Origin of the sequence: Methylocystis sp. ATCC 49242 (genome assembly GCF_000188155.2) — a bacterium.
GTDB lineage: Bacteria > Pseudomonadota > Alphaproteobacteria > Rhizobiales > Beijerinckiaceae > Methylocystis.
Map to the genome: position 1 here is coordinate 2276187 of NZ_KE124774.1, position 23180 is coordinate 2299366.

Annotated in this window: 19 protein-coding genes; 8 read left to right on the forward strand and 11 right to left on the reverse strand. The window is 64.7% G+C overall.

The window, feature by feature from the left end:
• Positions 1-51: 51 nt before the first annotated feature.
• A complete protein-coding gene (locus tag MET49242_RS13210) occupies positions 52-657 on the reverse strand; it encodes a L,D-transpeptidase (protein ID WP_036283471.1) in 606 nt (201 codons plus the stop codon).
• Between the two features lie 305 nt (positions 658-962).
• Here MET49242_RS13210 and MET49242_RS13215 point away from each other — a divergent pair, with 305 nt between their 5' ends.
• Positions 963-1847, forward strand: a complete 885-nt coding sequence (locus MET49242_RS13215) for a histone deacetylase family protein (RefSeq protein WP_051134192.1) — start codon at positions 963-965, stop codon at positions 1845-1847.
• Here MET49242_RS13215 and MET49242_RS13220 read toward each other — a convergent pair.
• The 5 genes from MET49242_RS13220 to MET49242_RS13240 all read right to left on the reverse strand — a co-directional run bounded on the left by MET49242_RS13220 (position 1834) and on the right by MET49242_RS13240 (position 8507).
• The gene (locus MET49242_RS13220; protein ID WP_144259620.1) at positions 1834-3354 is read right to left on the reverse strand and encodes a hypothetical protein; all 1521 of its coding nucleotides are present in this window, start codon (positions 3352-3354) and stop codon (positions 1834-1836) included. The genes MET49242_RS13215 and MET49242_RS13220 overlap by 14 nt on opposite strands.
• Before the next feature lie 265 nt (positions 3355-3619).
• The gene (gene ykgO / locus MET49242_RS13225) at positions 3620-3745 is read right to left on the reverse strand and encodes a type B 50S ribosomal protein L36 (RefSeq protein WP_036283477.1); all 126 of its coding nucleotides are present in this window, start codon (positions 3743-3745) and stop codon (positions 3620-3622) included.
• A gap of 116 nt (positions 3746-3861) precedes the next feature.
• Complete coding sequence (locus tag MET49242_RS13230) at positions 3862-6111, reverse strand: TonB-dependent receptor domain-containing protein (RefSeq protein WP_084679085.1); 2250 nt, start codon at positions 6109-6111, stop codon at positions 3862-3864.
• Between the two features lie 89 nt (positions 6112-6200).
• Positions 6201-6923 (reverse strand): 7-cyano-7-deazaguanine synthase QueC, encoded by a 723-nt coding sequence (gene queC, locus MET49242_RS13235; RefSeq protein WP_036283480.1) that lies wholly within the window; start codon positions 6921-6923, stop codon positions 6201-6203.
• A gap of 48 nt (positions 6924-6971) precedes the next feature.
• Entirely contained in the window at positions 6972-8507 is a 1536-nt protein-coding gene (locus tag MET49242_RS13240; protein ID WP_036283482.1) for a HAMP domain-containing sensor histidine kinase, read from the reverse strand.
• A gap of 133 nt (positions 8508-8640) precedes the next feature.
• On the opposite strand from MET49242_RS13240, the gene MET49242_RS13245 reads away from it, so the two are divergent.
• From MET49242_RS13245 to kdsA, 3 genes are read left to right on the forward strand one after another with little or no spacing between them, the layout of a single operon-like run.
• Positions 8641-9252 carry a glutathione S-transferase family protein gene (locus tag MET49242_RS13245; RefSeq protein WP_036283485.1) on the forward strand — a complete coding sequence of 204 codons (612 nt, stop codon included), beginning with the start codon at positions 8641-8643 and terminating at the stop codon, positions 9250-9252.
• Positions 9253-9894 (forward strand): uracil-DNA glycosylase family protein, encoded by a 642-nt coding sequence (locus tag MET49242_RS13250; RefSeq protein WP_036283487.1) that lies wholly within the window; start codon positions 9253-9255, stop codon positions 9892-9894.
• A gap of 12 nt (positions 9895-9906) precedes the next feature.
• A complete protein-coding gene (gene kdsA / locus MET49242_RS13255) occupies positions 9907-10743 on the forward strand; it encodes a 3-deoxy-8-phosphooctulonate synthase (RefSeq protein WP_036283488.1) in 837 nt (278 codons plus the stop codon).
• Between the two features lie 45 nt (positions 10744-10788).
• On the opposite strand, the gene MET49242_RS13260 is transcribed toward kdsA, so the two are convergent.
• The 3 genes from MET49242_RS13260 to queF form a co-directional block, all read right to left on the reverse strand.
• The gene (locus MET49242_RS13260) at positions 10789-11163 is read right to left on the reverse strand and encodes a hypothetical protein (protein WP_036288047.1); all 375 of its coding nucleotides are present in this window, start codon (positions 11161-11163) and stop codon (positions 10789-10791) included.
• A 96-nt stretch (positions 11164-11259) separates the two neighbouring features.
• Positions 11260-11916: a Crp/Fnr family transcriptional regulator gene (locus MET49242_RS13265; protein ID WP_036283491.1), complete on the reverse strand. Its 657-nt coding sequence runs from the start codon at positions 11914-11916 to the stop codon at positions 11260-11262.
• A gap of 96 nt (positions 11917-12012) precedes the next feature.
• Positions 12013-12474 (reverse strand): preQ(1) synthase, encoded by a 462-nt coding sequence (gene queF / locus MET49242_RS13270; RefSeq protein WP_036283493.1) that lies wholly within the window; start codon positions 12472-12474, stop codon positions 12013-12015.
• A 176-nt stretch (positions 12475-12650) separates the two neighbouring features.
• Between queF and MET49242_RS13275 the strand changes: the two genes are divergently transcribed.
• The gene (locus MET49242_RS13275) at positions 12651-13184 is read left to right on the forward strand and encodes a ferritin-like domain-containing protein (RefSeq protein ID WP_158497303.1); all 534 of its coding nucleotides are present in this window, start codon (positions 12651-12653) and stop codon (positions 13182-13184) included.
• A 24-nt stretch (positions 13185-13208) separates the two neighbouring features.
• On the opposite strand, the gene MET49242_RS13280 is transcribed toward MET49242_RS13275, so the two are convergent.
• A complete protein-coding gene (locus MET49242_RS13280) occupies positions 13209-13976 on the reverse strand; it encodes a hypothetical protein (RefSeq protein WP_036283495.1) in 768 nt (255 codons plus the stop codon).
• 308 nt (positions 13977-14284) lie between these two features.
• On the opposite strand from MET49242_RS13280, the gene eno reads away from it, so the two are divergent.
• The 3 genes from eno to polA all read left to right on the forward strand — a co-directional run bounded on the left by eno (position 14285) and on the right by polA (position 21496).
• Positions 14285-15568, forward strand: a complete 1284-nt coding sequence (gene eno / locus MET49242_RS13285) for a phosphopyruvate hydratase (RefSeq protein ID WP_036283496.1) — start codon at positions 14285-14287, stop codon at positions 15566-15568.
• An 84-nt stretch (positions 15569-15652) separates the two neighbouring features.
• A complete protein-coding gene (locus MET49242_RS13290; protein WP_036288053.1) occupies positions 15653-18364 on the forward strand; it encodes a valine--tRNA ligase in 2712 nt (903 codons plus the stop codon).
• Between the two features lie 141 nt (positions 18365-18505).
• Positions 18506-21496: a DNA polymerase I gene (gene polA, locus MET49242_RS13295; RefSeq protein ID WP_036283498.1), complete on the forward strand. Its 2991-nt coding sequence runs from the start codon at positions 18506-18508 to the stop codon at positions 21494-21496.
• A gap of 66 nt (positions 21497-21562) precedes the next feature.
• Here polA and cysN read toward each other — a convergent pair whose 3' ends face one another.
• The gene (cysN, locus tag MET49242_RS13300) at positions 21563-23179 is read right to left on the reverse strand and encodes a sulfate adenylyltransferase subunit CysN (RefSeq protein WP_036283500.1); all 1617 of its coding nucleotides are present in this window, start codon (positions 23177-23179) and stop codon (positions 21563-21565) included.
• Between the last annotated feature and the right edge of the window lies 1 nt (position 23180).

The window sequence follows — 23180 nt, forward strand, 5'->3', positions numbered from 1 at the left end:
GATTGAAAAAGCGGCCCTCTCTCCGCAACCGGGGAGAGGGCGCGAGAAGCGTCAGATCACCACGACCTTGGTGCCGACCTTGACGCGATTGTAGAGGTCGATGGCGTCGATGTCGCGCATACGGATGCAGCCCGAGGAAACGCCCTGGCCGATCTTCTCCGGCTCATTGGTGCCGTGGATGCGGTACAGCGTGTCCTTGCCGTCCTGATAGAGATAAAGCGCGCGCGAGCCGAGCGGATTGTCCGGCCCGCCCGGGAGGCCGCCGGCGTCCGCCGTCGGCTGAAGATGAGGCCAGCGCTCCAGCATGTCCTTGGGCGGAATCCAGCGCGGCCACTCCTGCATCGCGCCGACATAGGCGCGGCCGGTCCAGCCCATGGCGTCCTGGCCCGTCGCGACGCCGTAGCGCACGGCCTTTCCGCCCGGCATGACGTAATAGAGGAAGTGGTGACGCGAATCGACGACGATGGAGCCGACGGGTTCGCTCGTCTTGTAATCGACCAGATAACGCTCGAACTCCGAACCGATCTGAGCCTGGGGCGCAAGCGCCATGAATTCGGCGTCGCGGCCGGAGAGCTTGGGATCCGGCAACCGCGTGCCGTTACAAGCCGAAAGCGCGACTGCAGAGAGAGTCGCAGCAAGCAATAGCCTCAAATTCATAATGGTCCCCCTTTCCGCCGCGGAACAGACGTTAGCAAAGCCTTACCACGAACTTGCCCGCAACCTATCGGTGCAACACGCTCGCCGAAGCAATATTCTCGCTGTGTTGCGCAGGCGCCACGGCCAATTTTTCGCCACAAAGCGGCTCGCCGGAAATGCAAAGCTTGGCGTCTTCCAATTTTCATGGACATAAGCGAATGAACGGCGGAAACTGATAAAAAAGAGCGGTCACAAAGGCCGACTCGCACGGCGGCGTTGCGGTGAGAACCCTGATTTTCACACATTCGAGTGGTCTTGCGCATGAGATGGGCCCCGGTCATCCGGAGCAGCCCGAGCGGCTGCGCGCCATAGAACGTGGACTGGAGGCGGAGCGCTTCCAGTCGCTTGGGCGCGTCGAAAGCCCCGCCGCGTCCCTCGACGCAATATTGCGCGTTCATCCGCAAGCCTATGTCTCGGCGCTGGAGGAAGCCGCGCCCAGGGAGGGCTACGCCGCGCTCGACAGCGACACGCTGATGTGCCCGAAGACGATGGAGGCGATCTGGCGCGCCGCAGGTGGAGCCGTCGCCGCGGTCGACGAGGTGATGAGCGGCGCCGCCGACACGGCTTTCGTCGCGGCGCGGCCGCCCGGCCACCATGCAAGCGCGCGCAATCCGATGGGCTTCTGCTTTGTCAACAATGTCGCGGTAGCCGCGCGCCACGCGCAGACCGCCTACGGCGCCGAGCGCGTCGCCATCGTCGATTTCGACGTGCATCACGGCAATGGCACGCAGGATATCTTCTGGTCCGACAACAGCGTGCTGTTCTGCTCGACTCATCAGGCGCCCTTCTATCCCGGCACCGGCGGGCGCAACGAGACGGGCGAACATGGCACGATCGTCAATGCGCCGCTTTTCGCCGGTTCAACCGGCGACGCCTTTCACGAAGCGCTGGCCGACCGGATTCTGCCGCGGCTGCGGGACTTCGCGCCGGACCTCATCCTGATTTCCGCGGGGTTCGACGCCCACGAACGCGACCCGCTCGGCGGGCTGCGGCTGAAGGAGCGGGACTTCGGCGAAGCGACGAAGCGGCTGCTGGACGTCGCGGACAAAAGCTGCGGCGGCCGGCTCGTCTCACTCCTCGAAGGCGGATACGATCTGGAGGCGCTGAGCGGCAGCGTCTCGGCCCATGTGCTCGCGCTCATGGGGGCGTGATACGGCGCAACCCATTTGCGAAAACAGCCTCCGCCTCGGCGGCGTTGTGCGCCTCTTCGGCGCGCGCCAATATGTCGGCGAGCTTCACTTCCTCGTCACGCGGCGGCTGGAACCGCTGCTGTCGCGCGGCCTCCAGCGCGCCCGCCGTCACCCGCTTGGAGAGCCGCTCCTTTTCGAGTTGCTCGGTGAGGTCGTGCACCGTCTTTTCGAGTTGCGCGCGGCGCTCGTCGAACCGCTTCGTTTCGGCCGCGAGACGCTCGCCGGCGAGCTCCGCCTTGCGCTTTGATTGCTCGACCTCCGTCGAAAGATCGCGCATGGCGCGGATCAGGCTCTTGGCGCGCTGGCTCAGCCGCGCATTTGCGCCTTCCTGATCGGTGAGCCTCTGTTTCAGCTGCGCGGCCTCGTGCGCGACTTTTCCCGCATATTCCGACAGGCCGGCAATTTTCTTTTCGAGCTCCTGCGCGCGGCGTTCTGTCGCCCGGCTCTCGGCGATCTTCGCCTGCAGTTCTGCCCGCACTTCGGAAAGCAGCTTGTCGCGCGCCTGCGCATGGGCGGACAGCATGTCGATCTTCGCCTCGAGTTCGGCGATGTGGCGGCTGTCCGCCTCCTTCTCCTCGCGCCACGCCGCATGCGCCTTCTGGTGCTCGGCCTGATTGGCGGTGAAGAGTTCGTCGAGCCTGGTCAGCTGACGCCCGTCGGATTCGAGCGCGATCTCCAGTTCACGAACCTTGTCGGCTAGCCCTTTCGCCTGAAGCTGGCTCTCGCTGTAGGCGTTCTGCAGCTTCGCGTGGTTCTGCTGGCTTTCGTTGAGATTCGCCTGAAGCTTCTCGACATGCTGTCGGGCGAAGACCAGCTGATCGCGAAGCGCGGCGAGGTCGCCCTGGAGCTGCGAGACCTGCGCGTCGTTTCTTTCGTTGGTCGCCTGCGCCGCCTCTAGCGCGTTCTTGAGATGAAACGACTGGCCGCGCTCGGCCTCCAGCGTCTGGCGCAATTGCGCTGCGTCATCGATGGCCTCGCGCAAATCCGCCTCGACCGCCTCTATCCGCGCCTCACGGCTGCGCGTCGAGGCCTTCAGACGATCATTCTCGGCGCGAAGCAGGCTGTTTTCCGCAAGGATCTCTTCCCTGCTGTCATGGAGCGCGCGGGACTCGGCTTTCAGATCGGCGAGCGCGCCCTCGGAGAGCGCGAGCATCATCGCGCGCTCGACGAGCGCCGCATTGGTCTGCTCACGCACCGCCAGGATTTGCCCGATCCAGCCGGAGATTTCGATGAAATTTTCCCTCAGCGCGGCAAGCTCGTCGATCTTGCGGACGAAATCCACGCAGCGATTCTTGATCTCTTCGTTCTCGGCGCCGATCTGGTCGAGCGTTTCCTGCGAGAGCGCCGCGTCCTTTGGCTCCTGTTCGGCAGGACGGCGGCCCTGGCCGACCCAGCTCGACAGTTTCGTCAGAAGATTTTCCCGATCCTGCGGGGAGGGCGACGCGGGCGCAATCATGATACTCGACATTTCAATGTTCCCATCACGCAAAAACGCGCCCGCCGCCGGGAGGAGCGGCGGCAGAGTAACAGCCCCTCCCATAAAGATGCGGCAGATTTTCTGAAAACACAATTAAAGTCACAAGCTTAAGAACAAGGCTAAGCTTGAAGCGGTTAACCCGATGCTTTCATTGCAAGAAAAAACCGCCGCTGTTGCGGCGGTCGGCCAGCAAATGAAAAAGCCGCGAAGCCCGACCGGGCTCGCGGCTGTTTTCGAAAGGCGTGCAGCGCCCGTATCAGCCCTGGCGGGCCTTGTAGCGCTTCTGCACCTTGTTGATCACATAAACGCGGCCCTTGCGGCGCACGATCTGGTTGGCGCGGTGGCGCGAACGCAGTGATTTCAGAGAGTTGCGGACTTTCATCGATCTATCCTCGGCAACAACACATTGGCCGGGATGAACGCCCAGCGCATCGTTCGGAGGTGGCTATGCCAAATTTTGCGCCGCCGATCAAGTCGAAAGCGCTACGGCGTCCCGCCTCAGAACACGATATTCGCAAAAAACCGCACATTCGTCCCCGGCATCAACACCTCGTTCTTGCGGAAGGAGACGCTGTTGCGGATGTCGTCGTTGAGCAGATTGTTCCCCACGACGCCGACCATCATCTCGCGGCCCTTCGGATCGTTGGGATCCAGCCTCAACCGATAGCTGACCTCGGCCTTGAGCAGATTGTAGCCGCTGGTCGGCGTCTCATAGGGCGCGATATTGTTCTGGGCGAAGGCGTGCAGCAAATTCACCCGCGCCAGCCAGTTGGAGTCGCGCCAGAAAAGGCCGCCGCCGAGCCGCAGGGGCGGGATGCGGGGCACATTGCCGCCGTAAGTGAAACTCGCGCGCACCACGTCGAACTGGTTTTCGACACCCACGGTTCCCCCCGCAAGCGGCGCGACGTCCCACTGGCTCTGGAACTCGCCGCCGCGAAACACCGCGTCGCGCTGGGCGTAGACCGCCTGAGCGAGTTCGCCTCCCTCGCCGCCCGGCGTGCAACTCGCGAAATCCTCGCCGCAGCTCTGGCCGGTGAAATTTCGATAAATGAATCCGTCGAAGCGCGTGTAATAGACGGACGCCTCGAAACGAAATGGCCCGACGGCGCGGCGCAGGCCCAGCTCGACCGTCTTCGCCGCCTCGATCGACAGATCAGGATTTCCAATGTCGAATGTGCCCGTCGATTCATGCGGACCGCGCGACAGAAGCTCCGGCGCGCGAGGGGCGCGTTCGACATATTGGGCGGTCAGGCTCGCGACCATGTCGCCCGGCAAGTCCTGCAGGAACCCGATCGCGCCGCTCATGGGCGTGAAATTCCGGTAGCGCGTCAGGTTGATGTCCGGGGCGACGAAAAGATTCGGCGAAGAGCCCGCGACATTGGCGTTTTCGACGCGCCCCGCAATCTCCATGCGCAGCGCGTCGGTGAATCTGAATTCATTGAACAGGAAGGCGGCGACGCTCCTCGTCGTGTTCGGATTGAACAGGCCGCCCTCGACGCCCGGCGACGTCAGGATCTGGTTTGCGCCCTGCACGCCGAAGAAGCTTTTCAGCGTCGCGAAGGGGAGGCGAAGGGGAAGAAACTGCGCCTCGACGCGCGTCTCCAGCTCCTTGCTCGTAAAAGTCTGAAGCACGCCATAGGCGCCGTCCAGATTCGCGATTTCATGATGTTTGTAATCCGAGAGCCCCGCCCAGAAGCGGATGGCCTCGACATAAGAGGATTGCGGCCGGAACTCGCCTTTGCCGCTGACCTTGGTCTGGCGCATGTTGATGCGCGTCGAGGTCTCCGCCGGCTCGACGCCGGGAATGCCGTATTGGGTATTGAACTGCGTCACCGCGAAACCGACGTGGCCGCTGTCGAAAAGATAGGTCGCGCCGAGCGAGGCCCCGCCGGAGCGCATGGCGGAATTGGGCTGGCGCCCGTAGACGACGGGCGGCGGCTCAGGCGGGTAGAGATAGGGATAGCCGGGAATGGCGTAGTCGTTCGCGCGCCGTCCCTGCACGTCGGCGTGCACCAGAACATTGCCCTGCCCCGCGTCGAGCAGCGCCGCGCCCTCCTGCGCGAGATCGACGGTGGCGAAAGCGGCGCGCGTCTCGAAACGCGCGCAGCCCTTGTCGCGGAAAACGACTGAATCGCTGCAGGGCGGCGCGTCGGGAATGCGGTTGTTGGAGACGTTGACGACGCCGCCAATCGCCTGCGAGCCCCAGCGGAGCGTCGCGGGCCCGCGCACCACCTCCACCTGGCTGGCGCCGAGCGGATCGAGCGGGACGGCGTGGTCCTCGCCCAGTTCGGAAACGCCGCTCGACGCGACGCCGTTCTCCTGAATGCGGACGCGGTAATTGTCGAGACCGCGCACGATCGGGCGGCTCGCGGCGCCGGGCGCGAAGCTGGAGCCGGTGACGCCCGGCTTCGCGAACAGAAGATCGCCGAGCGTCGTTCCGGTCGAGCGGCGCAGCTCGCCATTGGTGACGACCGTCACCGTTCCGAACTGATCCGTGACGATGGGAAGCGTCCCTCGCGGCGGCGCCTCGGGCGCCGCCGCCGAGGTTCCGGACGGCGTCGCGGCGGGACGGCGAGGCGCGGGCGCGGCGATCTGCGCGGCCTGAACCCGCGCCGGAGCGCGCCGTTTGACCGGGCTCGCCGCGCCAATGTCGATCGACGGCAGCGCCTGCTGCGCAAAACCCGGATGGGCCGCCATGACGGCGCAGCCGAGGGTCGGCGCAGCGAGCCAGCGTACGAAAGGCTTCATCGATGTCCGCCCGGGTAATAACGTTATAATGTTACATTGACGTTATAACATTACGTTCAAGGCGGGCGTCAAGTCCCGCGGGGGCGACTTCAGTCCGGCGGGATGAACCTCTCCCACCCCGCCGCGCGCAACTGGCAGGCGGGACATTCGCCGCAGCCATAACCCCAGTCGAAGGGCCGGCCGCGCTCCCCAAGGTAACAGGTGTGGCTCTCCTCGACGATGAGCTGCACCAGCGCGTCGCCGCCGAGCTCCTGCGCCAGTCGCCATGTCGCCGCCTTGTCGATCCACATGAGCGGCGTGTGGATGACGAACGCCCGGTCCATGCCGAGGCTGAGCGCCTGCGCCATGGCGCGGATCGTCCCGTCGCGACAGTCGGGATAACCGGAATAATCGGTCTCGCACATGCCGCCGACGAGATCGAGAATCGAGCGCCGGTAGGCGAGCGCCGCCGCGAATGTGAGAAAGAGAAGATTGCGGCCCGGCACGAAAGTGTTGGGCAGGCCGTCGACGTTCATCGCGATCTCGGCCTCGCGGGTGAGCGCCGTGTCGGAAATGGCGCCGAGCGCCTCGATCGAGATGGTGTGATCCTCGCCCAGCCGTTCGCGCCAGGCGGGTGAAATGCGCGCGATCCCTTCGCGCAGGGCGGCGCGGCGCTCGAGTTCGACGCGATGGCGCTGACCGTAGTCGAAGCCCAGCGTCTCGACGCGAGAAAAGCGCGTCAGCGCCCAGGCGAGACAGGTCGTCGAATCCTGGCCGCCGGAAAACAGCACCAGCGCGGAGTCGGAGAGGGGGGGCTTGTCGTCGGCTGTCATGTTGGTCGGCCAAAACTAGCGCCGACCAACGTCCTGCGCCAGCCTTGCTCAGGCCGCCGGGCGTCGCGTGTGCTGGTCCGCCGGCGTGTCGAACTTCGGCAAGGCGTTCATCACGCGCTGGGCGGGGAAGACGACGATCGCGTCGGTGCCTTCGCGCACCTTCGACTTCAGCACGAACTGGCCGCCGTGCAATTCGACAAGTCCCTTGACGATCGGCAGGCCGAGGCCCGTCCCCTCGTCGGCGTTTTTCTGCGCGAGCATCCCGCGCCCGAAGGAGGACATCACCACCGCGATCTCGTCTTCCGGAATGCCGGGGCCGTTGTCCTTGATCGCGATATATTGGCCGCCGGCGCTGGTCCAGCCGACCTTGATCGTCACCTGCCCGCCCTGCGGCGTGAATTTGATGGCGTTGGTGAGCAGATTGAGAATCACCTGCCGCACCGCGCGCTCATCCGCCCAGATTCGCGGAAGGCTCGGCTCCACCACCTCTATCATTCTGATATCGCGCTTTTGCGCCCTGATCGTCAGCAGATGGCGACATTCCTGAGCCACGCCGACGAGCGAGACGCTTTCTTCCTTCAGCTCGTAACGCCCGGCCTCGACGCGCGAGAGGTCGAGGATTTCATTGATCAGCATGAGCAGATGCTGGCCGCTGGAATGAATGTCGTTGGAATAGTCGCGATAGGCCGGATTGGCGTGGGGGCCGAACAATTCGCCCTTGAGCACTTCGGAAAAGCCGAGGATGGCGTTGAGCGGAGTGCGCAATTCATGGCTCATCGTGGCCAGGAAGCGCGACTTGGCGAGATTGGCCTCCTCCGCGCGGCGGCGCGCCTCGTCGGAATTGGCCTTCGCCTGCTCCAGTTCGGTGATCAGCTCGTTCTTTTCGGCGCGGAAGAACTGGCTCTCCGACGCGAGCTGATGGAAGCGCTTGGCGAGGACGAAGAAGAACACCTGCGTCACCGCCACCATCGCCAGCAGCGCCACCGAGGTGTCGCCGAAACCGGTGAAACCGATGAAGAAGACGATCGTCAGCGACGTCGGCACGATCGCGGCGTACACCGCGACGGGAATGGTCGCCGTCACCATGGTGTTGAAGGCCGCCGACAGCAGCATCATGGCGATCACGAAGATGCGCGCATTGGGATCCTTGCAACTGAGCAGGATCCCCGCCACGCCCGCCCAGACGACGCCATGAACAAGTTCGGTGACGACGAATTTCGTGCGCCACCGTTTCACGGTGATTTTCGAATCGTCGTAATATGCGAGCCGCTTCGCCATGCCGTAGCACAGGATGAGGCTGGAGAAGGCCAGAACGGACCAGATGAAGATGGCGTTGGTCTTCACCCAATAGAGCGAGAGCATCGTCATCATCAGGATCAGCGCGACCGCCGAGATGGCGGACTCGACCCTCGTTTCGGCGTAGGCGCGGAGCAGTTCCAGATCACAGGCGCGGTGGCCGGTGTCGGATGTCGTCAGCCGCTCGCGCGCCTCGCGCACCTTTGCGCCGAGCCGACGCTTCTGCGTCGCTGTCTGCGGATCGAGGCCGCGGCCGCGCTCGATCATTTCTGCGGTAACTTCACTCATGCTGGACGATACGCAGTACGAAGCTTGAGGTAGGCTGTATGGATAATCGTCGAGAAATATTAACAGCCTCCTGCCCGATCGTCGTAAACTCGGGCATATTTTGGGGCAGAGCCTCCCTAAAACGCAGGACGCAATGCTTCTCCACACGACGCCCGTTGCCCCGAATCCCCGAAGAGTCCGCTTTTTTCTCGCCGAGAAGGGCCTCTCCATCCCCATGCACGACGTGAATCTGATGGCGCTCGAACACAAGACGGACGCCTATGCGAAAATTAACCCCTTGCTTACCGTGCCGGCGCTCGAGCTCGACGACGGCGCCGTGCTGACGGAGTCGGTCGCAATCTGCCGCTATATCGAATCTCTCTATCCCGAGCCGGCGCTTTTCGGACGCGGCGGCCGCGAGCAGGCCTTTGTCGAAATGTGGCAGAGACGCATGGAATTCGGCCTGTTTGCGCCCGTCGCGATGGCTTTCCGCCACAGCCATCCGCGCATGGCGGCGCTGGAGCAGCCGCAGTTCCCGGAGTTCGCCGAGGCGCAGCGCCCGCGCGCGATTCGCATGATGCGTTTTGTTAACGATGAACTCGCCCAGCGTCGCTTCATCGCCAATGAAAATTTCACCATCGCCGACATTACCGCTTTCATCGCCATGGAATTGACGAAACTCGCGCGGGTCGAAATCCCCGACGATCTCCCGCACCTCGCCCGCTGGCGCGCGGAAGTCGCGGCGCGACCGGGAGCCTCCGCGTAAATGGCGCGTGGCGAGGCAAGGAAACTCGACGAAGTCGTCGCGCGCATCCGCGCCTGCCGTTTCTGCGTCGAGACGCCCGAGGGCGCGCCGCTGCCGCATGAGCCCCGCCCGGTGTTGCGCGTTTCATCCAGCGCGCGGTTGCTGATCGCGAGCCAGGCGCCGGGCAATCTCGTCAATCAGACCGGCCTCCCTTTCAACGACCCTTCCGGCAACCGGCTGCGCGAATGGATGGGCGTGGACCGCGAGACTTTCTACAATGTCTCGCGCATCGCCATCGCGCCCATGGGCTTCTGCTTTCCCGGCAATGACGCGGCGGGCGGCGACCTACCGCCGCGGCGCGAATGTCGCGCCCGATGGCACGACGAACTCTTCGCCGCCCTGCCGCAGATCGAAACCGTGCTCGCCATCGGACGCTATGCGCAGGACTATCACTTCGCCCGGCTCGGTCATGCGCTGCCCAGGGGACAGGGTGTCTCGCAGATCGTCGCGCGCTGGCGCGATTTTCAAAACGCGCGGCCCCTCATCTTTCCGCTGCCGCATCCGTCCTGGCGCAACACGGGCTGGCTCAAGCGCAATCCCTGGTTCGAGGCCGAGGTTCTGCCTGTGCTGCGCAAGGAGGTCGCGCGGCTCGTCAAAACATGAGAGAAAGCGCGCGTGACGACAGTTCCTATCGGAGAAGGCGCGCGCCGCGTCGAGATCGGCGCCGACCGGCCGCTGACGCTGATCGCCGGCCCCTGCGCTCTGGAGAGCCGGGAGATGGCGCTTCAGGTCGCGCGTGAACTCGCGCGGCTGTCGGATCGCCTAGGAATCGGCGTCGTTTTCAAGGCTTCCTTCGACAAGGCCAACCGCACCAGCGGCGACGCGCCGCGCGGCGTGGGGCTGAGCGCAGCGCTGCCGATCTTCGCCGAGATCAAGGCCGCGACGGGACTGCCGGTGACGACCGACGTGCATGAGAGCGGACAATGCGCCCCCGTCGCGGAAGTCGTGGACCTCCTGCAAATCCCCGCCTTTCTTTGCCGTCAGACCGACCTGATCGTCGCCGCCGCGCGGACTGGACGGCCGGTGAACATCAAGAAGGGCCAGTTCCTCGCGCCATGGGACATGATCCATGCGGTCGAGAAAGCGCGCGCGGCGGGCGGGGGCGGCGTTCTCGTCACCGAGCGCGGCGCGAGCTTCGGCTACAACACCCTCGTCGCCGACATGCGCGCGCTGCCGATCCTGCGGGAGACCGGCGCGCCGGTGATCTTCGACGCCACACATTCCGTGCAGCAGCCGGGCGGACGCGGCGCGTCCTCGGGCGGCGAGCGGCGCTTTGTCGCGACGCTCGCGCGGGCCGCCGTGGCGGTGGGGGTGGCCGGGCTTTTCGTCGAGACGCACCCCGATCCCGACGCCGCCACCTCCGACCCCGCGACGCAGGTTCCGCTCGGCGAGCTGGGCGCGATGATGGAGCAATTGATGGGCTTCGATCGGCTGGCGAAGGCGATTTCATAGCGCCCTCACGCAGCGAATAAGTAACCTCGAGCCCTCCATTGCCGCTCAGGGGTTTTGAACGAGCCCGGGCTCCGGGGCGTCGGCATAATCCGTCAGCCAGCCGACGGCGACGATGACAAGCCCCATGGCCGCGAAGAAAAGAAAGGCGGGGCCGACGCTGTAAAAGCCCGGAAGGAAAGCGACGACAAGCAGCGTGGGGCCGACGATCCGCTCGATCCAGCCATGAACCGAGAATGGCAGGCGGCGGAAAAGGCCGAGGGGGAAATTCGTCGCCAGCGTCATGGCGAGATGCACGGCGGCGAGCGTCCACGCCAGTCGAGCCGGCAGGCCGTCGAAGCCGAGCAGGCTCGGTGCGGCGAGAAAAACAACGACGGTGAGATAATCGAGATAGCCGTGCGCGCGCGGCGTGATGAGCTTCATGATCGCGCTCCTTTTCTCTTGCGGCGCGCCGATTTTCACACGCGCCCGCCATGAGAAAGCGTTAAGGCGCGGCGGCGTCGATGTCTGTCATCCGGGTTACAATTCGAAAGATTTCGATCCGGCGAAGGACCGAAGCGCGGCGTGGTTCACGCAGATCATTTCACGCTGGTAATCGAGCGCGCCGCGGCGTCGAAGCGCGTTCATGATCTTCGTCACGACGGGACGGCTCGCGCAGACGAGATCGGCAATGTCCTGTTGCGTGAGCGGTATCTCGAGCGAATAGCCATGCGAACACGGCGCGCCGAAAGTGAGCGCGAGTTCGCAGAGCGTTTCGATGAGACGCGCCTCGACGGTCTTTGTCTGGCAGTCGACGAGCTTGCGCTCCGCCCGCTCCCGCGAGGCTTCGAGACCCTGGTTGAGAAACGCGGCGAAGACCGGATTCTTTCCGACGAGACGGGCGATATCCGCATGCGCGATCCTGACGATGCGGGCCTCGCCAATCGCCGTCGCCGCGTGTTCCGCGGGCCTGATGGCCGCCGCCGTCCCGAAAACTCCGCCCGAACTCAGGACGGCGATCGTCAGTTGACGGCCATCCTTTGCGACATGCGAGAGCTTGACGACGCCCTTCAGCACGCAGTGGAGAAAGGCGACATGGTCGCCCTGGCTGTAGATCACGGCTCTGTCTGCAACATCCGCGACGACAAGCGATGGCGCGACGCGCCGCCAGTCCGCGATGTCGTCTTCCGTCAACATGAGCCACGCTCTGGGCCGGCCGCTCGCAGCGATGGACGATCAAGCTAGCAGATGCAGCGTCGCAACGAAACGCGGATCATCCGACAGCGCCGCCGCTCACCCCCGCCCGCGATAGGGCGGCACGCCCTGATCCGGCAGCCACAGACCTTCCGGCGGCGCGCCGGTTTGCCAGAAAACGTCGATCGGGATGCCGCCGCGCGGATACCAGTAGCCGCCGATGCGCAGCCAAGCGGGCTTCATCGCCGCGACCAGGTCGCGCGCGATCCGCAGCGTGCAGTCCTCGTGAAAGGCGCCGTGATTTCGGAAGCTTCCGAGGTAGAGCTTCAGCGATTTCGACTCGACGAGCCATTCGGCCGGAACGTAATCGATGACGATATGCGCGAAATCCGGCTGGCCCGTCACGGGGCAGAGCGAGGTGAACTCCGGCGCCGTGAAGCGCACGAGATAGCTTGCGTCCTTGTGCGGATTGGGCACGAGATCGAGTTCGGCGTCGTCCGGCGAAGCGGGCAAAACCGTCTGTTGGCCGAGCATCGCGGCGCCTTCGTGGATTCTGGTCATGGCCGTAAAGATAACGACGCGCAGCGCCCGTCAAGCCGGGGAGAGCACGGCCCTCGCGTTGACAAAGGCGGGCGCCGCGACATTTACGCCGTAGCGCCGCATGGGCGGCTTCTTCACACATCGACACCCTGATGGCGCCGAGCCGTGCATGCGAATCCCATTCGCAGGAGGACGCGATGGCAAGGAAAGACACATCGAAGAAAACCACGACGAACGCGCTGGAAAAGCTCTTCCTTCATGCGCTCGGCGACATCTACTCGGCGGAAAACGCCGCCTCCAGGGCGCTGAAGGATCTCGCGGGCGCAGCGACCCTGCCCGGTCTGCAAGCGGCGCTGACGGCGCATCGCGACGAGACGGAGGCGCAGAGGAAACGGCTCGAAGCGATTTTCGAGATGTTCCACGCCAGGCCGAAATCGATCACCTGTCAGGCGATCAAGGGCATCGTCGACGAGGGGGAAACGATGCTGGGAGAATTCGGCGACACGGACGCCGCCGACGCCGCGGTGATTTTCGTCGCGCAGGCGATCGAGCATTACGAGATCAACCGCTTCGGCACGCTGCGCGAATGGGCGCATGAACTCGGAAAACCCGAGGCCGAGCGGCTGCTGTCCGAAATGCTCGACGCGGAATACGCCGCCGACCAGATGCTGACCAAGATCGCCGAGGATCAGGCCAATCGGGCGGCGGAAGGCGCGCGCGCCGGGATGTAGGTCGCGAGGCGAAGGACCGCGCCCTTACGGGTCGCGGTCGTCCGCGCATTCGCCGGTGCGCAGCGTGATCGGATGCGCGGTCATCCAGCCTGAGAGGAAGCGGTTGACGGGTGTGGTCAGGGCGGTCTGCATCTCGGCCCTGATCACCTCGAGCCATTTCTGGCGGCGATCGGGCGTGTTCATCTCGGCCGGCACGCCGAGGTCAATGGCTTTCACGGCGAACTGGAACGGCATGGTGTGCCAGTAGGCGACGGCCCCGCCGCCCGGCATCGCCTCGACGGCGGCCTCGGGCGTCCTGGCGAGCTTTTCCTGCTCCTCCGCCGGCACGGCGCCCGGCTTGCCGCTCATCGGAGCGCCGATGGCGACGCCGTTGCGGAAAAACATGTTCTGCAACACGCCTTTGCGCGCGGCGATGACATTGCCGCCAATGGCGAATGTCGCGTTGGATTTCTCGACAGCGCAGCGGAGCATGCGGTCGAAGCAGGCGGCGACGCCGCTCATATGGGCCTCGCAGCCGGTCTCGATCCATTTGGCCATGACTTCCGGCTTCACGTCGAGCACATAGGCGACGCCGGTCATGTCGCCGTTCTTGTATTCGCAGCGCTGCACGAGCGCGGCCGGCCAGCCCTGAAAGTCCTCGGCGACCGGGGCGCACTGGCCGGCGCGCACGGGCGACTTCTCCAGAACGCCCTGCACGGCGGCGACATGCTCCGCCGTCTGCGCCGCAGCGCCCTGAGCGCCGAAAACAATCGCCGCTGCGGCGAGCGTAAACCGTCGGTTGCCAAACGCCATCTGTTCCTCCCGCGCGACGCTTTTTCTTGGTGTTTGTGAAGTCGAACGATGCGCTTTTGCCGAGTTTACTTCGAATCATGTAGCAACAAGCGCCGTAGATTCACTCTTGTATTTGATATATCTCAAGGATAGCGGCCCGGCGGCGCCAGTCAACCGCTTTCGCCGCCACGATCTTTCCGCGTCGCACAAAGATCGGACGCGCGCCGGAGCGCAAAACGCACATTCCGGGCGCTGCGAGGCTTTCCCGCACGGCCTAATAGGGCTAAAAGGCGGCGCTGCTCCGCGCCGCATCATAAAGAGGCCCTTCAATGACGGAAATCATCGACATCCACGCCCGTGAAATTCTCGACTCGCGCGGGAATCCGACCGTCGAGGTCGATGTGACGCTGGAGGACGGCTCATCGGGCCGCGCCGCGGTTCCGTCCGGCGCCTCGACCGGCGCGCATGAAGCCGTGGAAAAGCGCGACGGCGACCCCAAGCGCTATCTCGGCAAGGGCGTGCTGCAGGCGGTCGACAATGTGAACGACGAAATCGCCGGCGCCCTGCTCGGCCTCGACGCGGAAGACCAGGTCTCGATCGACGAGACCATGATCAAGCTCGACGGCACGCCGAACAAGGCGCGTCTCGGCGCCAACGCCATTCTCGGCGTCTCGCTCGCCGTCGCCAAGGCGGCCGCCGAGGCTTCCGCCCTGCCGCTCTACCGCTATGTCGGCGGCGTGCAGGCGCGCGTCCTGCCGACGCCGATGATGAACATCGTCAATGGCGGCGTCCATGCGGACAACCCCATCGATTTTCAGGAATTCATGATCATGCCGACCGGCGCGGACAGCGTGCGCGAAGGCATCCGCTGGGGCGCGGAAATCTTCCACACGCTGAAAAGCGCGCTCAAGAAGGCGGGGCTCGCCACCTCGGTCGGCGATGAAGGCGGCTTCGCGCCGAACCTTCCTTCCGCCGAGGCGGCGCTCGACTTCATCATGAAGGCGATCGAGACCGCCGGCTTCAAGCCGGGCATCGACGTGCATCTGGCCTCCGACTGCGCCGCGACCGAGTTCTTCAAGGACGGCAAATATGTCTATGAAGGCGAGGGCGTAACCCGCACCATCGATGAGCAGGTCGCCTATCTCGCCAAGCTCGCGAGCGCCTATCCGATCGTCTCCATCGAGGACGGCATGTCGGAAGACGATTGGGAGGGCTGGAAGAAGCTCACCGACGCCATCGGCAAGAAGGTGCAGCTCGTCGGCGACGATCTCTTCGTGACGAACGTCAGCCGCCTGTCTCAGGGCGTCAAGACCGGCACGGCGAATTCGATTCTCGTCAAGGTCAACCAGATCGGCTCGCTCACGGAGACGATTTCCGCCGTCGATATGGCCCACCGCGCTGGCTACACGAGCGTGATGTCGCATCGCTCGGGCGAGACGGAGGACAGCACGATCGCCGATCTCGCGGTCGCGCTGAACTGCGGGCAGATCAAGACCGGCTCGCTCGCGCGCTCCGACCGCACCGCGAAATACAACCAGCTCATCCGCATCGAGGAAGAGCTTGGCGACGCGGCCGTCTACGCCGGCAAAGGCGCGATCAAGCAGCTCGCCTGATCGCGAGCCGCAATCTCGGGGCTCCCATCCCTCCCCGTAAAGGGGAGGGATTTTTGTAACGAACGCCCGGCTTACCCGATGACCATGGAAAAAACCTTCGACCCCCGCTCCATCGAGAGCCGCATCCGCACCACCTGGGAAGACGCGCAGGCGTTCCGCGCTGGCCGTCCCGAGCGCGCGGGCGCCGCCCCCTATTCCATCGTCATCCCGCCGCCGAACGTCACCGGCAGCCTGCACATGGGCCATGCGCTCAACAATACGCTGCAGGACATTCTCGTGCGCTATCACCGCATGAAGGGCGAGGATGTGCTGTGGCAGCCGGGCACGGACCATGCGGGCATCGCGACGCAGATGGTCGTCGAGCGCCAGCTCATGGAGCGCCAGGAGCCGGGCCGCCGCGAGATGGGCCGCGAGAAGTTTCTCGAGCGCGTGTGGGAATGGAAAGCGGAATCCGGCGGCAAGATCGTCGAACAGTTGAAGCGCCTCGGCGCCTCTTGCGACTGGTCTCGCGAGCGCTTCACGCTCGATGAGGGCCTGTCGCGCGCTGTTGCGAAAGTCTTCGTGCAGCTCTATCGCGACGGGCTGCTCTACAAGGACAAGCGTCTCGTCAACTGGGACCCCGTTCTGCACACGGCGATCTCCGATCTCGAAGTGCTGCAACAGGAAGTGAAGGGCCATCTTTGGCGCTTCAAATATCCGGTCGTGGATGACGCGGGCGAAGAGACCGGCGAGTTCATCGTCGTCGCGACGACGCGTCCGGAGACCATGCTCGGCGACACCGCCGTGGCCGTGCATCCGGAAGATGAGCGCTACAAGGCGCTCGTCGGCAAGCGCCTGCGCCTGCCGCTCGTCGGGCGTCTGATCCCCATCGTCGCCGACGAATATTCGGATCCCGAGAAGGGCACGGGCGCGGTGAAGATCACCCCCGCGCACGACTTCAACGACTTCGAGGTCGGCAAGCGCCACGGCCTTCGGCTCATCAATGTGCTCGACGCGCAGGCGCGCATGCAGCTCGGCGCCAACGCCGACTTCCACGAGGGCGTGGAGCCGTCGGAAGAACTCGCCGCGACCGTCGCCGCGCTCGACGGACATGACCGTTCCGCCGCGCGCAAGCTCGTCGTCGAGATGATGGAGGCGAGGGGCCTTCTCGACGGAATCGACGACCATAAGCACATGGTCCCGCACGGCGACCGCTCGCAGGCGGTGCTGGAGCCGCGCCTGACCGACCAATGGTATGTGGACGCCAAGACGCTCGCCCAGCCGGCGCTCGCCGCCGTGCGCGAGGGCCGAACAAGCTTCGTGCCGAAGAACTGGGAAAAAACCTATTTCGAATGGCTCGAGAACATCCAGCCCTGGTGCGTTTCGCGTCAGCTCTGGTGGGGCCATCGCATTCCCGCCTGGTATGACGAAGACGGCAATGTCTATGTCGAGGAGACGGAGGAAGCCGCCCATGTCGCCGCGCGCTCGCGCACCGGCGCCGACGTAATGCTCACGCGCGACGAGGACGTGCTCGACACCTGGTTCTCCTCCGCGCTGTGGCCCTTCTCGACGCTCGGCTGGCCGGACGAGACGCCGGAGCTTTCGCGATTCTATCCGACGAATGTTCTCGTCACGGGCTTCGACATCATCTTCTTCTGGGTCGCCCGCATGATGATGATGGGCCTGCACTTCAAAAAGGAAATCCCCTTCAAGGACGTCTACATCCACGCTCTCGTCCGCGACGAGAAAGGCGCAAAGATGTCGAAGTCGAAGGGCAATGTCATCGACCCGCTGCATCTCATCGACGAGTATGGCGCGGACGCGTTGCGTTTCACGCTCGCGGCGATGGCGGCGCAGGGACGCGACATCAAGCTCTCGACGCAGCGCGTCGAAGGCTACCGCAATTTCGCGACCAAGCTCTGGAACGCCTCGCGTTTCGCCGAGATGAACGGCTGCGCGCGCGTCGATAGTTACGATCCGCGCGCCAACAAGGTGACGCTCAACCGCTGGATCGTCGGCGAAGCGGCGCGCACCGTGCGCGAGGTGAGCGCGGCGATCGACGCCTATCGTTTCAACGAGGCGGCGGGCGCCGCCTATCGCTTCGTCTGGAACGTCTTCTGCGACTGGTATGTGGAGCTGACGAAGCCGCTCCTCACCGGCCCCGACGGCGCCGAAAAGGATGAGACGCGCGCGACGACCGCCTTCGTTCTCGACCAGATCTACGCGCTGCTGCATCCCTTCATGCCCTTCATCACGGAGGAGCTCTGGGCGATCAAGGGGGCCGAGGGGCCGAAGCGCGAGAGCCTGCTGGTTCTGGCCCGATGGCCTTCGCTCGAAGGGCTCGAAGATGCGGCGGCCGAGAGCGAGATCGGCTGGGTTGTGGACCTCATCTCGGAAATCCGTTCGCTTCGCGCCGAGATGAACCTCAACACCGAGACCGAGCTTCTCTTGATTGGCGCTGATGCGACGCTTCAGTCGCGCGCGACGCGCTGGGAGGAGACGATCCGCAAGCTCGCCCGACAGTCGAAGGTCGGCTTCGCAGACTCCGCGCCCAAGTCCTCGGCGCAGATCATCGTGCGCGGAAGCGTCGTCGCCATCCCGCTCGAGGGCGTGATCGACCTCGGCGCGGAAAAGGCGCGTCTCGCCAGGGAAATCGCCAAGCTCGAGGGCGAGGTAAAGAAGGTCGATGCGAAGCTCGGCAACCCCGGCTTCCTCGCCAAGGCCGACGAGGAAGTGATCGAGGAACACAAGGAGCGCCGCGAAGAAGCTCTCGCGCGCATCGAAAAGCTCAACGCGGCGCTGGGGCGGTTGGGCTAAGGCCCCCTCCCCCCAGCCCTCCCCCGCTTACGCGGGAGAGGGAGCAGACTGTCGTCCTCATCAACATCGCTGCTCGCGAGCCACGTCTCCCTCCCCCTTGCGGGGAGGGACAGGGCAGGAGCGACCCGCTACAATGCCCTCATGAGCTCCAAGCACAACCCCGTTGGCCGCGGCAGCCATGTCTTTCTCGTCGACGGCTCGTCCTTCGTCTTTCGCGCCTATTTCCAGTCGATCCGGCAGGACGCGAAATATAACTACCGCTCCGACCGGCTGCCGACCGGCGCCGTGCGGCTCTTCTGCGCCAAGATCCTGCAATTCGTGCGCGAGGGCGCGGCGGGCGTGAAGCCGACCCATCTCGCCATCATCTTCGACAAGAGCGAGAAATCCTTTCGCAAGGAAATCTACCCGGAATACAAGGCGCATCGGCCCGATCCGCCGGAAGACCTCGTCCCGCAATTTCCGCTCATGCGCGCCGCCGTGCGCGCCTTCGGCCTCACGCCGATCGAGCAGGATCTCTACGAGGCCGACGACCTCATCGCGACCTATGCGGAACAGGCGCGCAAGAAAGGCGCCGACGTGCTCATCGTGTCCGCCGACAAGGATCTCATGCAGCTCGTCGGCCCCGGCGTGACGATGTACGATCCGGCGTCCGGCGCGCGCGAGGAGCGGCTGATTACGGAAGCGGAGGTCGTCGACTATTTCGGCGTGCCGCCAGAGAAGGTCGTGGACGTTCAGGCGCTCGCCGGCGATTCGACCGACAATGTGCCAGGCGCGAAGGGCATCGGCGTCAAGACCGCCGCGCAGCTCATCAATGAATATGGCGATCTCGACACGCTTCTCGAAAAGGCCCCCGGCATCAAGCAGCCCAAGCGCCGCGAGGCGCTGACAGAGCCTGAGGCGGTCAAGCTCATCCGTCTTTCAAAAAAGCTCGTCGAGCTCGTGCGCGACGCGCCAGTGGAGACGAAGCTCGACGAGCTTGGTCTCGAAGAGCCCGACGCGAAAAAGCTCGTCTCCTTCCTGCAGGCGATGGAGTTCACGACGATCACCCGCCGCGTCGCGGAGCTTTACGGCGTCGACGCGCATGACATCGAGCCCGATGCCGATTTCGTCGGCCCCGCCGGCTGGCGCGCGCGCAATGGGGAGGTGCGGGAAGACGCGCCCGCAGCGGCGCCGAAAGGGGAGAAGACGGCCGGAAAATCGAAGCACGGCGGCAAGGCGGAGGGCATGACGCCCGCGAGTCTCGCCGCTGTGCGCCGCGCCGAGGCGCAGGCGACGAAGATCGACCGTTCCGCCTATGAGACCGTAACCTCGCTCGCGAGCCTCGAAAAATGGGTCGCAGAGGCGACAGATGCGGGCGTTGTCGCAGTCGATACGGAAACAACCTCGCTCGATCCGATGAGCTGCGAGCTCGTCGGCGTGTCGCTCGCAATAACGCCGGGGCGCGCCTGTTACATTCCGTTGCAGCATCGCGAGCCGGGCGACGGCGATCTCTTTGGCGGCGCCGCGCTGCTCCAGGGACAGATCCCCCTCGACAAGGCGATTGCGACACTCAAGCCGCTTCTCGAGGACGACGCCGTTCTCAAGATCGCGCACAACATGAAATACGATCTGCTCGTGCTGGCGCGCTACGGCGTAGACGTCGCGCCGATCGAAGACACGATGCTGATTTCATATACGCTCGACACCGGCCGCAACAATCACGGGCTCGACGAGCTGACGCTGAAGCATCTCGGCCATGAGAATATTCCCTTCTCCGCCGTCGCGGGGTCGGGACGCAATTTCATCGGCTTTGCGCGGGTCGCGCTCGATCGTGCGACAGAATACGCCACCGAGGACGCCGATGTGACGCTGCGCCTATGGCGCGCGCTCAAGCCGCGTCTCGCCGCCGAGCATATGACGAATGTCTATGAGACGCTGGAGCGGCCGATGGTCGCAACGCTCGCGGGCATGGAGCGGCGCGGCATAACCATCGACCGCGCCATGCTCTCGCGCCTCTCGGGCGAATTCGCTCAGGACATGGCGCGGCTGGAGGCCGATATTTTCGATCTCGCGGGCGAGACCTTCAATCTCGGCTCGCCCAAGCAATTGGGCGACATTCTCTTCGGAAAGATGGGCCTGCCCGGCGCGAAGAAAACCGCGACCGGGGCCTGGTCGACATCCGCGAGCGTGCTCGAAGACCTCGCAAACGAGGGCAATGATTTCGCGCGTCGCATTCTCGACTGGCGGCAGCTCTCGAAATTGAAGAGCACTTACACCGACGCCCTGCCCGGCTTCGTCAACAAGGAAACGGGGCGCGTCCATACGTCCTATGCGCTCGCCGCGACAACCACGGGGCGGCTCTCATCGTCGGACCCGAATCTGCAGAACATTCCGGTGCGCAACGAGGCGGGACGCAAGATTCGCAAGGCTTTCGTCGCATCGCCCGGCCATGTGCTGATAAGCGCCGACTATTCGCAGATCGAATTGCGGCTTCTCGCGCATATCGCCGATATTCCGCAACTCAAGAAAGCCTTTGCGGACGGAATCGACATTCACGCCATGACGGCGAGCGAGATGTTCGGCGTGCCCGTGAAAGACATGCCGCCCGAGGTGCGCCGCCGCGCCAAGGCGATCAATTTCGGCATCATCTACGGCATTTCCGCCTTCGGCCTCGCCAATCAGCTCTCCATTCCGCGCGAGGAGGCGGGCGCCTATATCAAGCGTTATTTCGAGCGCTTCCCCGGCATACGCGACTATATGGAGGCGACCAAAAAACTCGTTCGCGAGAAGGGCGCGGTAACGACGATCTTCGGCCGCGTCTGCCATTTCCCGCGAATCGGCTCGGCCAACGCCTCCGACCGCGCCTTCTATGAGCGGGCGGCGATCAACGCGCCGATCCAGGGCGCCGCCGCCGACATCATCCGCCGCGCCATGGTCCGCATGGACGATGCGCTGGCGAGCGAAGGACTAAAGGCGCAAATGCTGTTGCAGGTGCATGACGAACTGGTGTTCGAGGCGCCGAAGAAAGAAGCGGAGGCGACGATCGAGATCGCACGCCGCGTGATGGAAGAGGCGCCGGCGCCGGCCGTTCAACTCGCCGTGCCGCTGAAAGTGGACGCGCGCGCCGCGGCCAACTGGGACGAGGCGCATTAAAAAAGTCCCGGAAAACCCCAAGAGCTTTCCGGGACATATTTCAGCGCATCGATACGAAGTCGCGGCCTAAAGGCCCGCCTCGTCGAGCGACGAGGCCCCTTCAGATCCGCGCAACCGCGACCAGGCGCGCTCGTGCAGATAATGGATCGCCGCCAGCGCGAAGGTTTCCGCCATCGCGATCTGTCCCGCCAGCGACGCATCTTTCACGAACGCGAAAGCGATTGCGAAAGTCGCAACGCCCGCAACGAGCGCAAAGCTCAGCGACCGGGCGATACGTCCCGAGACCGTCGTCGCCTCGCGCACGGGCGCCACGCCTTCCATCGAGGCGTAGCTCAGCTCCGCCAGCGCCGGCGCGACGCGGCCGCTGGACGAGGCGACCGTCTTCACCATGCCGACGGCCACCGTCTCATTGGTGATGCGGTCGATCAGGATGAAGCCGCCCGTCTCGCGATTCTCGACATAGGGATCGCAGGCGACGACGGTTTCAAGTGAGAGCTTCGCCTCGCCAATTTCGTTGAAGGCGAGCGTCTCGCCCTGGGCGACCGGCGCGGCGAGTCCGGTCTCGATCTCGATGCGCGAGTCGACGGCGGAGACGCTTGCGGGCGTGAGCTTCGTTCCGATCTTGAGCAGATAACTTGCGCCGACTTTCAGCGGCTCGCGCACGAGCCACAGCAGTTTCGCCTCCAGCCGGTCCCCCACCTTGGCGGGCGAAACCGGCGACGACAGCATGTCGCCGCGCGAGCAGTCGATTTCCTCGGCAAGCGTGACGGTGACCGACTGGCCGGAGACCGCGCTGTCGAGATCGCCATCGTAAGTGACGACGCGCGAAATCCGCGTGTCGCGGCCGGCGGGCAGGATGCGCACGATGTCGCCGGGACGGATGTTGCCGCCGCTGATGAAGCCGGAGAAGCCGCGGAAATCGAGGTTCGGCCGGTTCACCCATTGCACCGGCATGCGGAAGGGCGCGATGCGCGTCGTGTCCTCGACCGCGACGCTTTCGAGATAGGACAGGAGCGGCGGGCCGTCGTGCCAGGGCATGTTCGTCGCGCCGCCGTGAACGAGATTGTCGCCGTCCTTGGCGACGAGCGGCAGAACATAGATCGAGGCGAAGCGCAGATTCCCGGCAAAGGCGCGGAAGTCCGACTCGATCTTGCGGAACACGTCCTCGCTATAGCCGACGAGGTCCATCTTGTTGACGGCGACGACGACATGGCGCACGCCGAACATCGACGTGATGACGCTGTGGCGGCGCGTCTGCGGGAGAATGCCCTTGCGCGCGTCGACGAGCAGGATCGCGAGGTCGGCAGTGGAGGCGCCGACCGCCATGTTGCGGGTGTATTGCTCGTGGCCGGGCGTGTCGGCGACGATGAACTTGCGCTTGTCGGTCGCGAAATAGCGATAGGCGACGTCGATGGTGATGCCCTGCTCGCGCTCGGCCGCAAGACCGTCGACGAGCAATGCGAAGTCGAGATCGTCGCCCTGCGTGCCGTGCTTCCGGGAGTCGGTTTCGAGCGCGGCGATGAGATCGTCCGGCGCGAGGTCCGCGTCGTAGAGCAGGCGGCCGATCAGCGTCGACTTGCCGTCGTCGACCGAACCGCAGGTGATGAAGCGCAGCAGCGGCTTTTCGCTGGCCTGACTGGTCGAGACGCGTGCGGGCTCTGCAGTGACGACGGCGCCGTGCATG

Bases quoted from the DNA above. Each gene is read 5' to 3' on its own strand.
- MET49242_RS13210 (WP_036283471.1), bottom strand. From the start codon at position 657: ATGAATTTGAGGCTATTGCTTGCTGCGACTCTCTCTGCAGTCGCGCTT.
- MET49242_RS13215 (WP_051134192.1), top strand. From the start codon at position 963: ATGGGCCCCGGTCATCCGGAGCAGCCCGAGCGGCTGCGCGCCATAGAA.
- MET49242_RS13220 (WP_144259620.1), bottom strand. From the start codon at position 3,354: ATGTCGAGTATCATGATTGCGCCCGCGTCGCCCTCCCCGCAGGATCGG.
- ykgO (WP_036283477.1), bottom strand. From the start codon at position 3,745: ATGAAAGTCCGCAACTCTCTGAAATCACTGCGTTCGCGCCACCGCGCC.
- MET49242_RS13230 (WP_084679085.1), bottom strand. From the start codon at position 6,111: ATGAAGCCTTTCGTACGCTGGCTCGCTGCGCCGACCCTCGGCTGCGCC.
- queC (WP_036283480.1), bottom strand. From the start codon at position 6,923: ATGACAGCCGACGACAAGCCCCCCCTCTCCGACTCCGCGCTGGTGCTG.
- MET49242_RS13240 (WP_036283482.1), bottom strand. From the start codon at position 8,507: ATGAGTGAAGTTACCGCAGAAATGATCGAGCGCGGCCGCGGCCTCGAT.
- MET49242_RS13245 (WP_036283485.1), top strand. From the start codon at position 8,641: ATGCTTCTCCACACGACGCCCGTTGCCCCGAATCCCCGAAGAGTCCGC.
- MET49242_RS13250 (WP_036283487.1), top strand. From the start codon at position 9,253: ATGGCGCGTGGCGAGGCAAGGAAACTCGACGAAGTCGTCGCGCGCATC.
- MET49242_RS13260 (WP_036288047.1), bottom strand. From the start codon at position 11,163: ATGAAGCTCATCACGCCGCGCGCGCACGGCTATCTCGATTATCTCACC.
- MET49242_RS13265 (WP_036283491.1), bottom strand. From the start codon at position 11,916: ATGTTGACGGAAGACGACATCGCGGACTGGCGGCGCGTCGCGCCATCG.
- queF (WP_036283493.1), bottom strand. From the start codon at position 12,474: ATGACCAGAATCCACGAAGGCGCCGCGATGCTCGGCCAACAGACGGTT.
- MET49242_RS13275 (WP_158497303.1), top strand. From the start codon at position 12,651: ATGGCAAGGAAAGACACATCGAAGAAAACCACGACGAACGCGCTGGAA.
- MET49242_RS13280 (WP_036283495.1), bottom strand. From the start codon at position 13,976: ATGGCGTTTGGCAACCGACGGTTTACGCTCGCCGCAGCGGCGATTGTT.
- eno (WP_036283496.1), top strand. From the start codon at position 14,285: ATGACGGAAATCATCGACATCCACGCCCGTGAAATTCTCGACTCGCGC.
- MET49242_RS13290 (WP_036288053.1), top strand. From the start codon at position 15,653: ATGGAAAAAACCTTCGACCCCCGCTCCATCGAGAGCCGCATCCGCACC.
- polA (WP_036283498.1), top strand. From the start codon at position 18,506: ATGAGCTCCAAGCACAACCCCGTTGGCCGCGGCAGCCATGTCTTTCTC.
- cysN (WP_036283500.1), bottom strand. From the start codon at position 23,179: ATGCACGGCGCCGTCGTCACTGCAGAGCCCGCACGCGTCTCGACCAGT.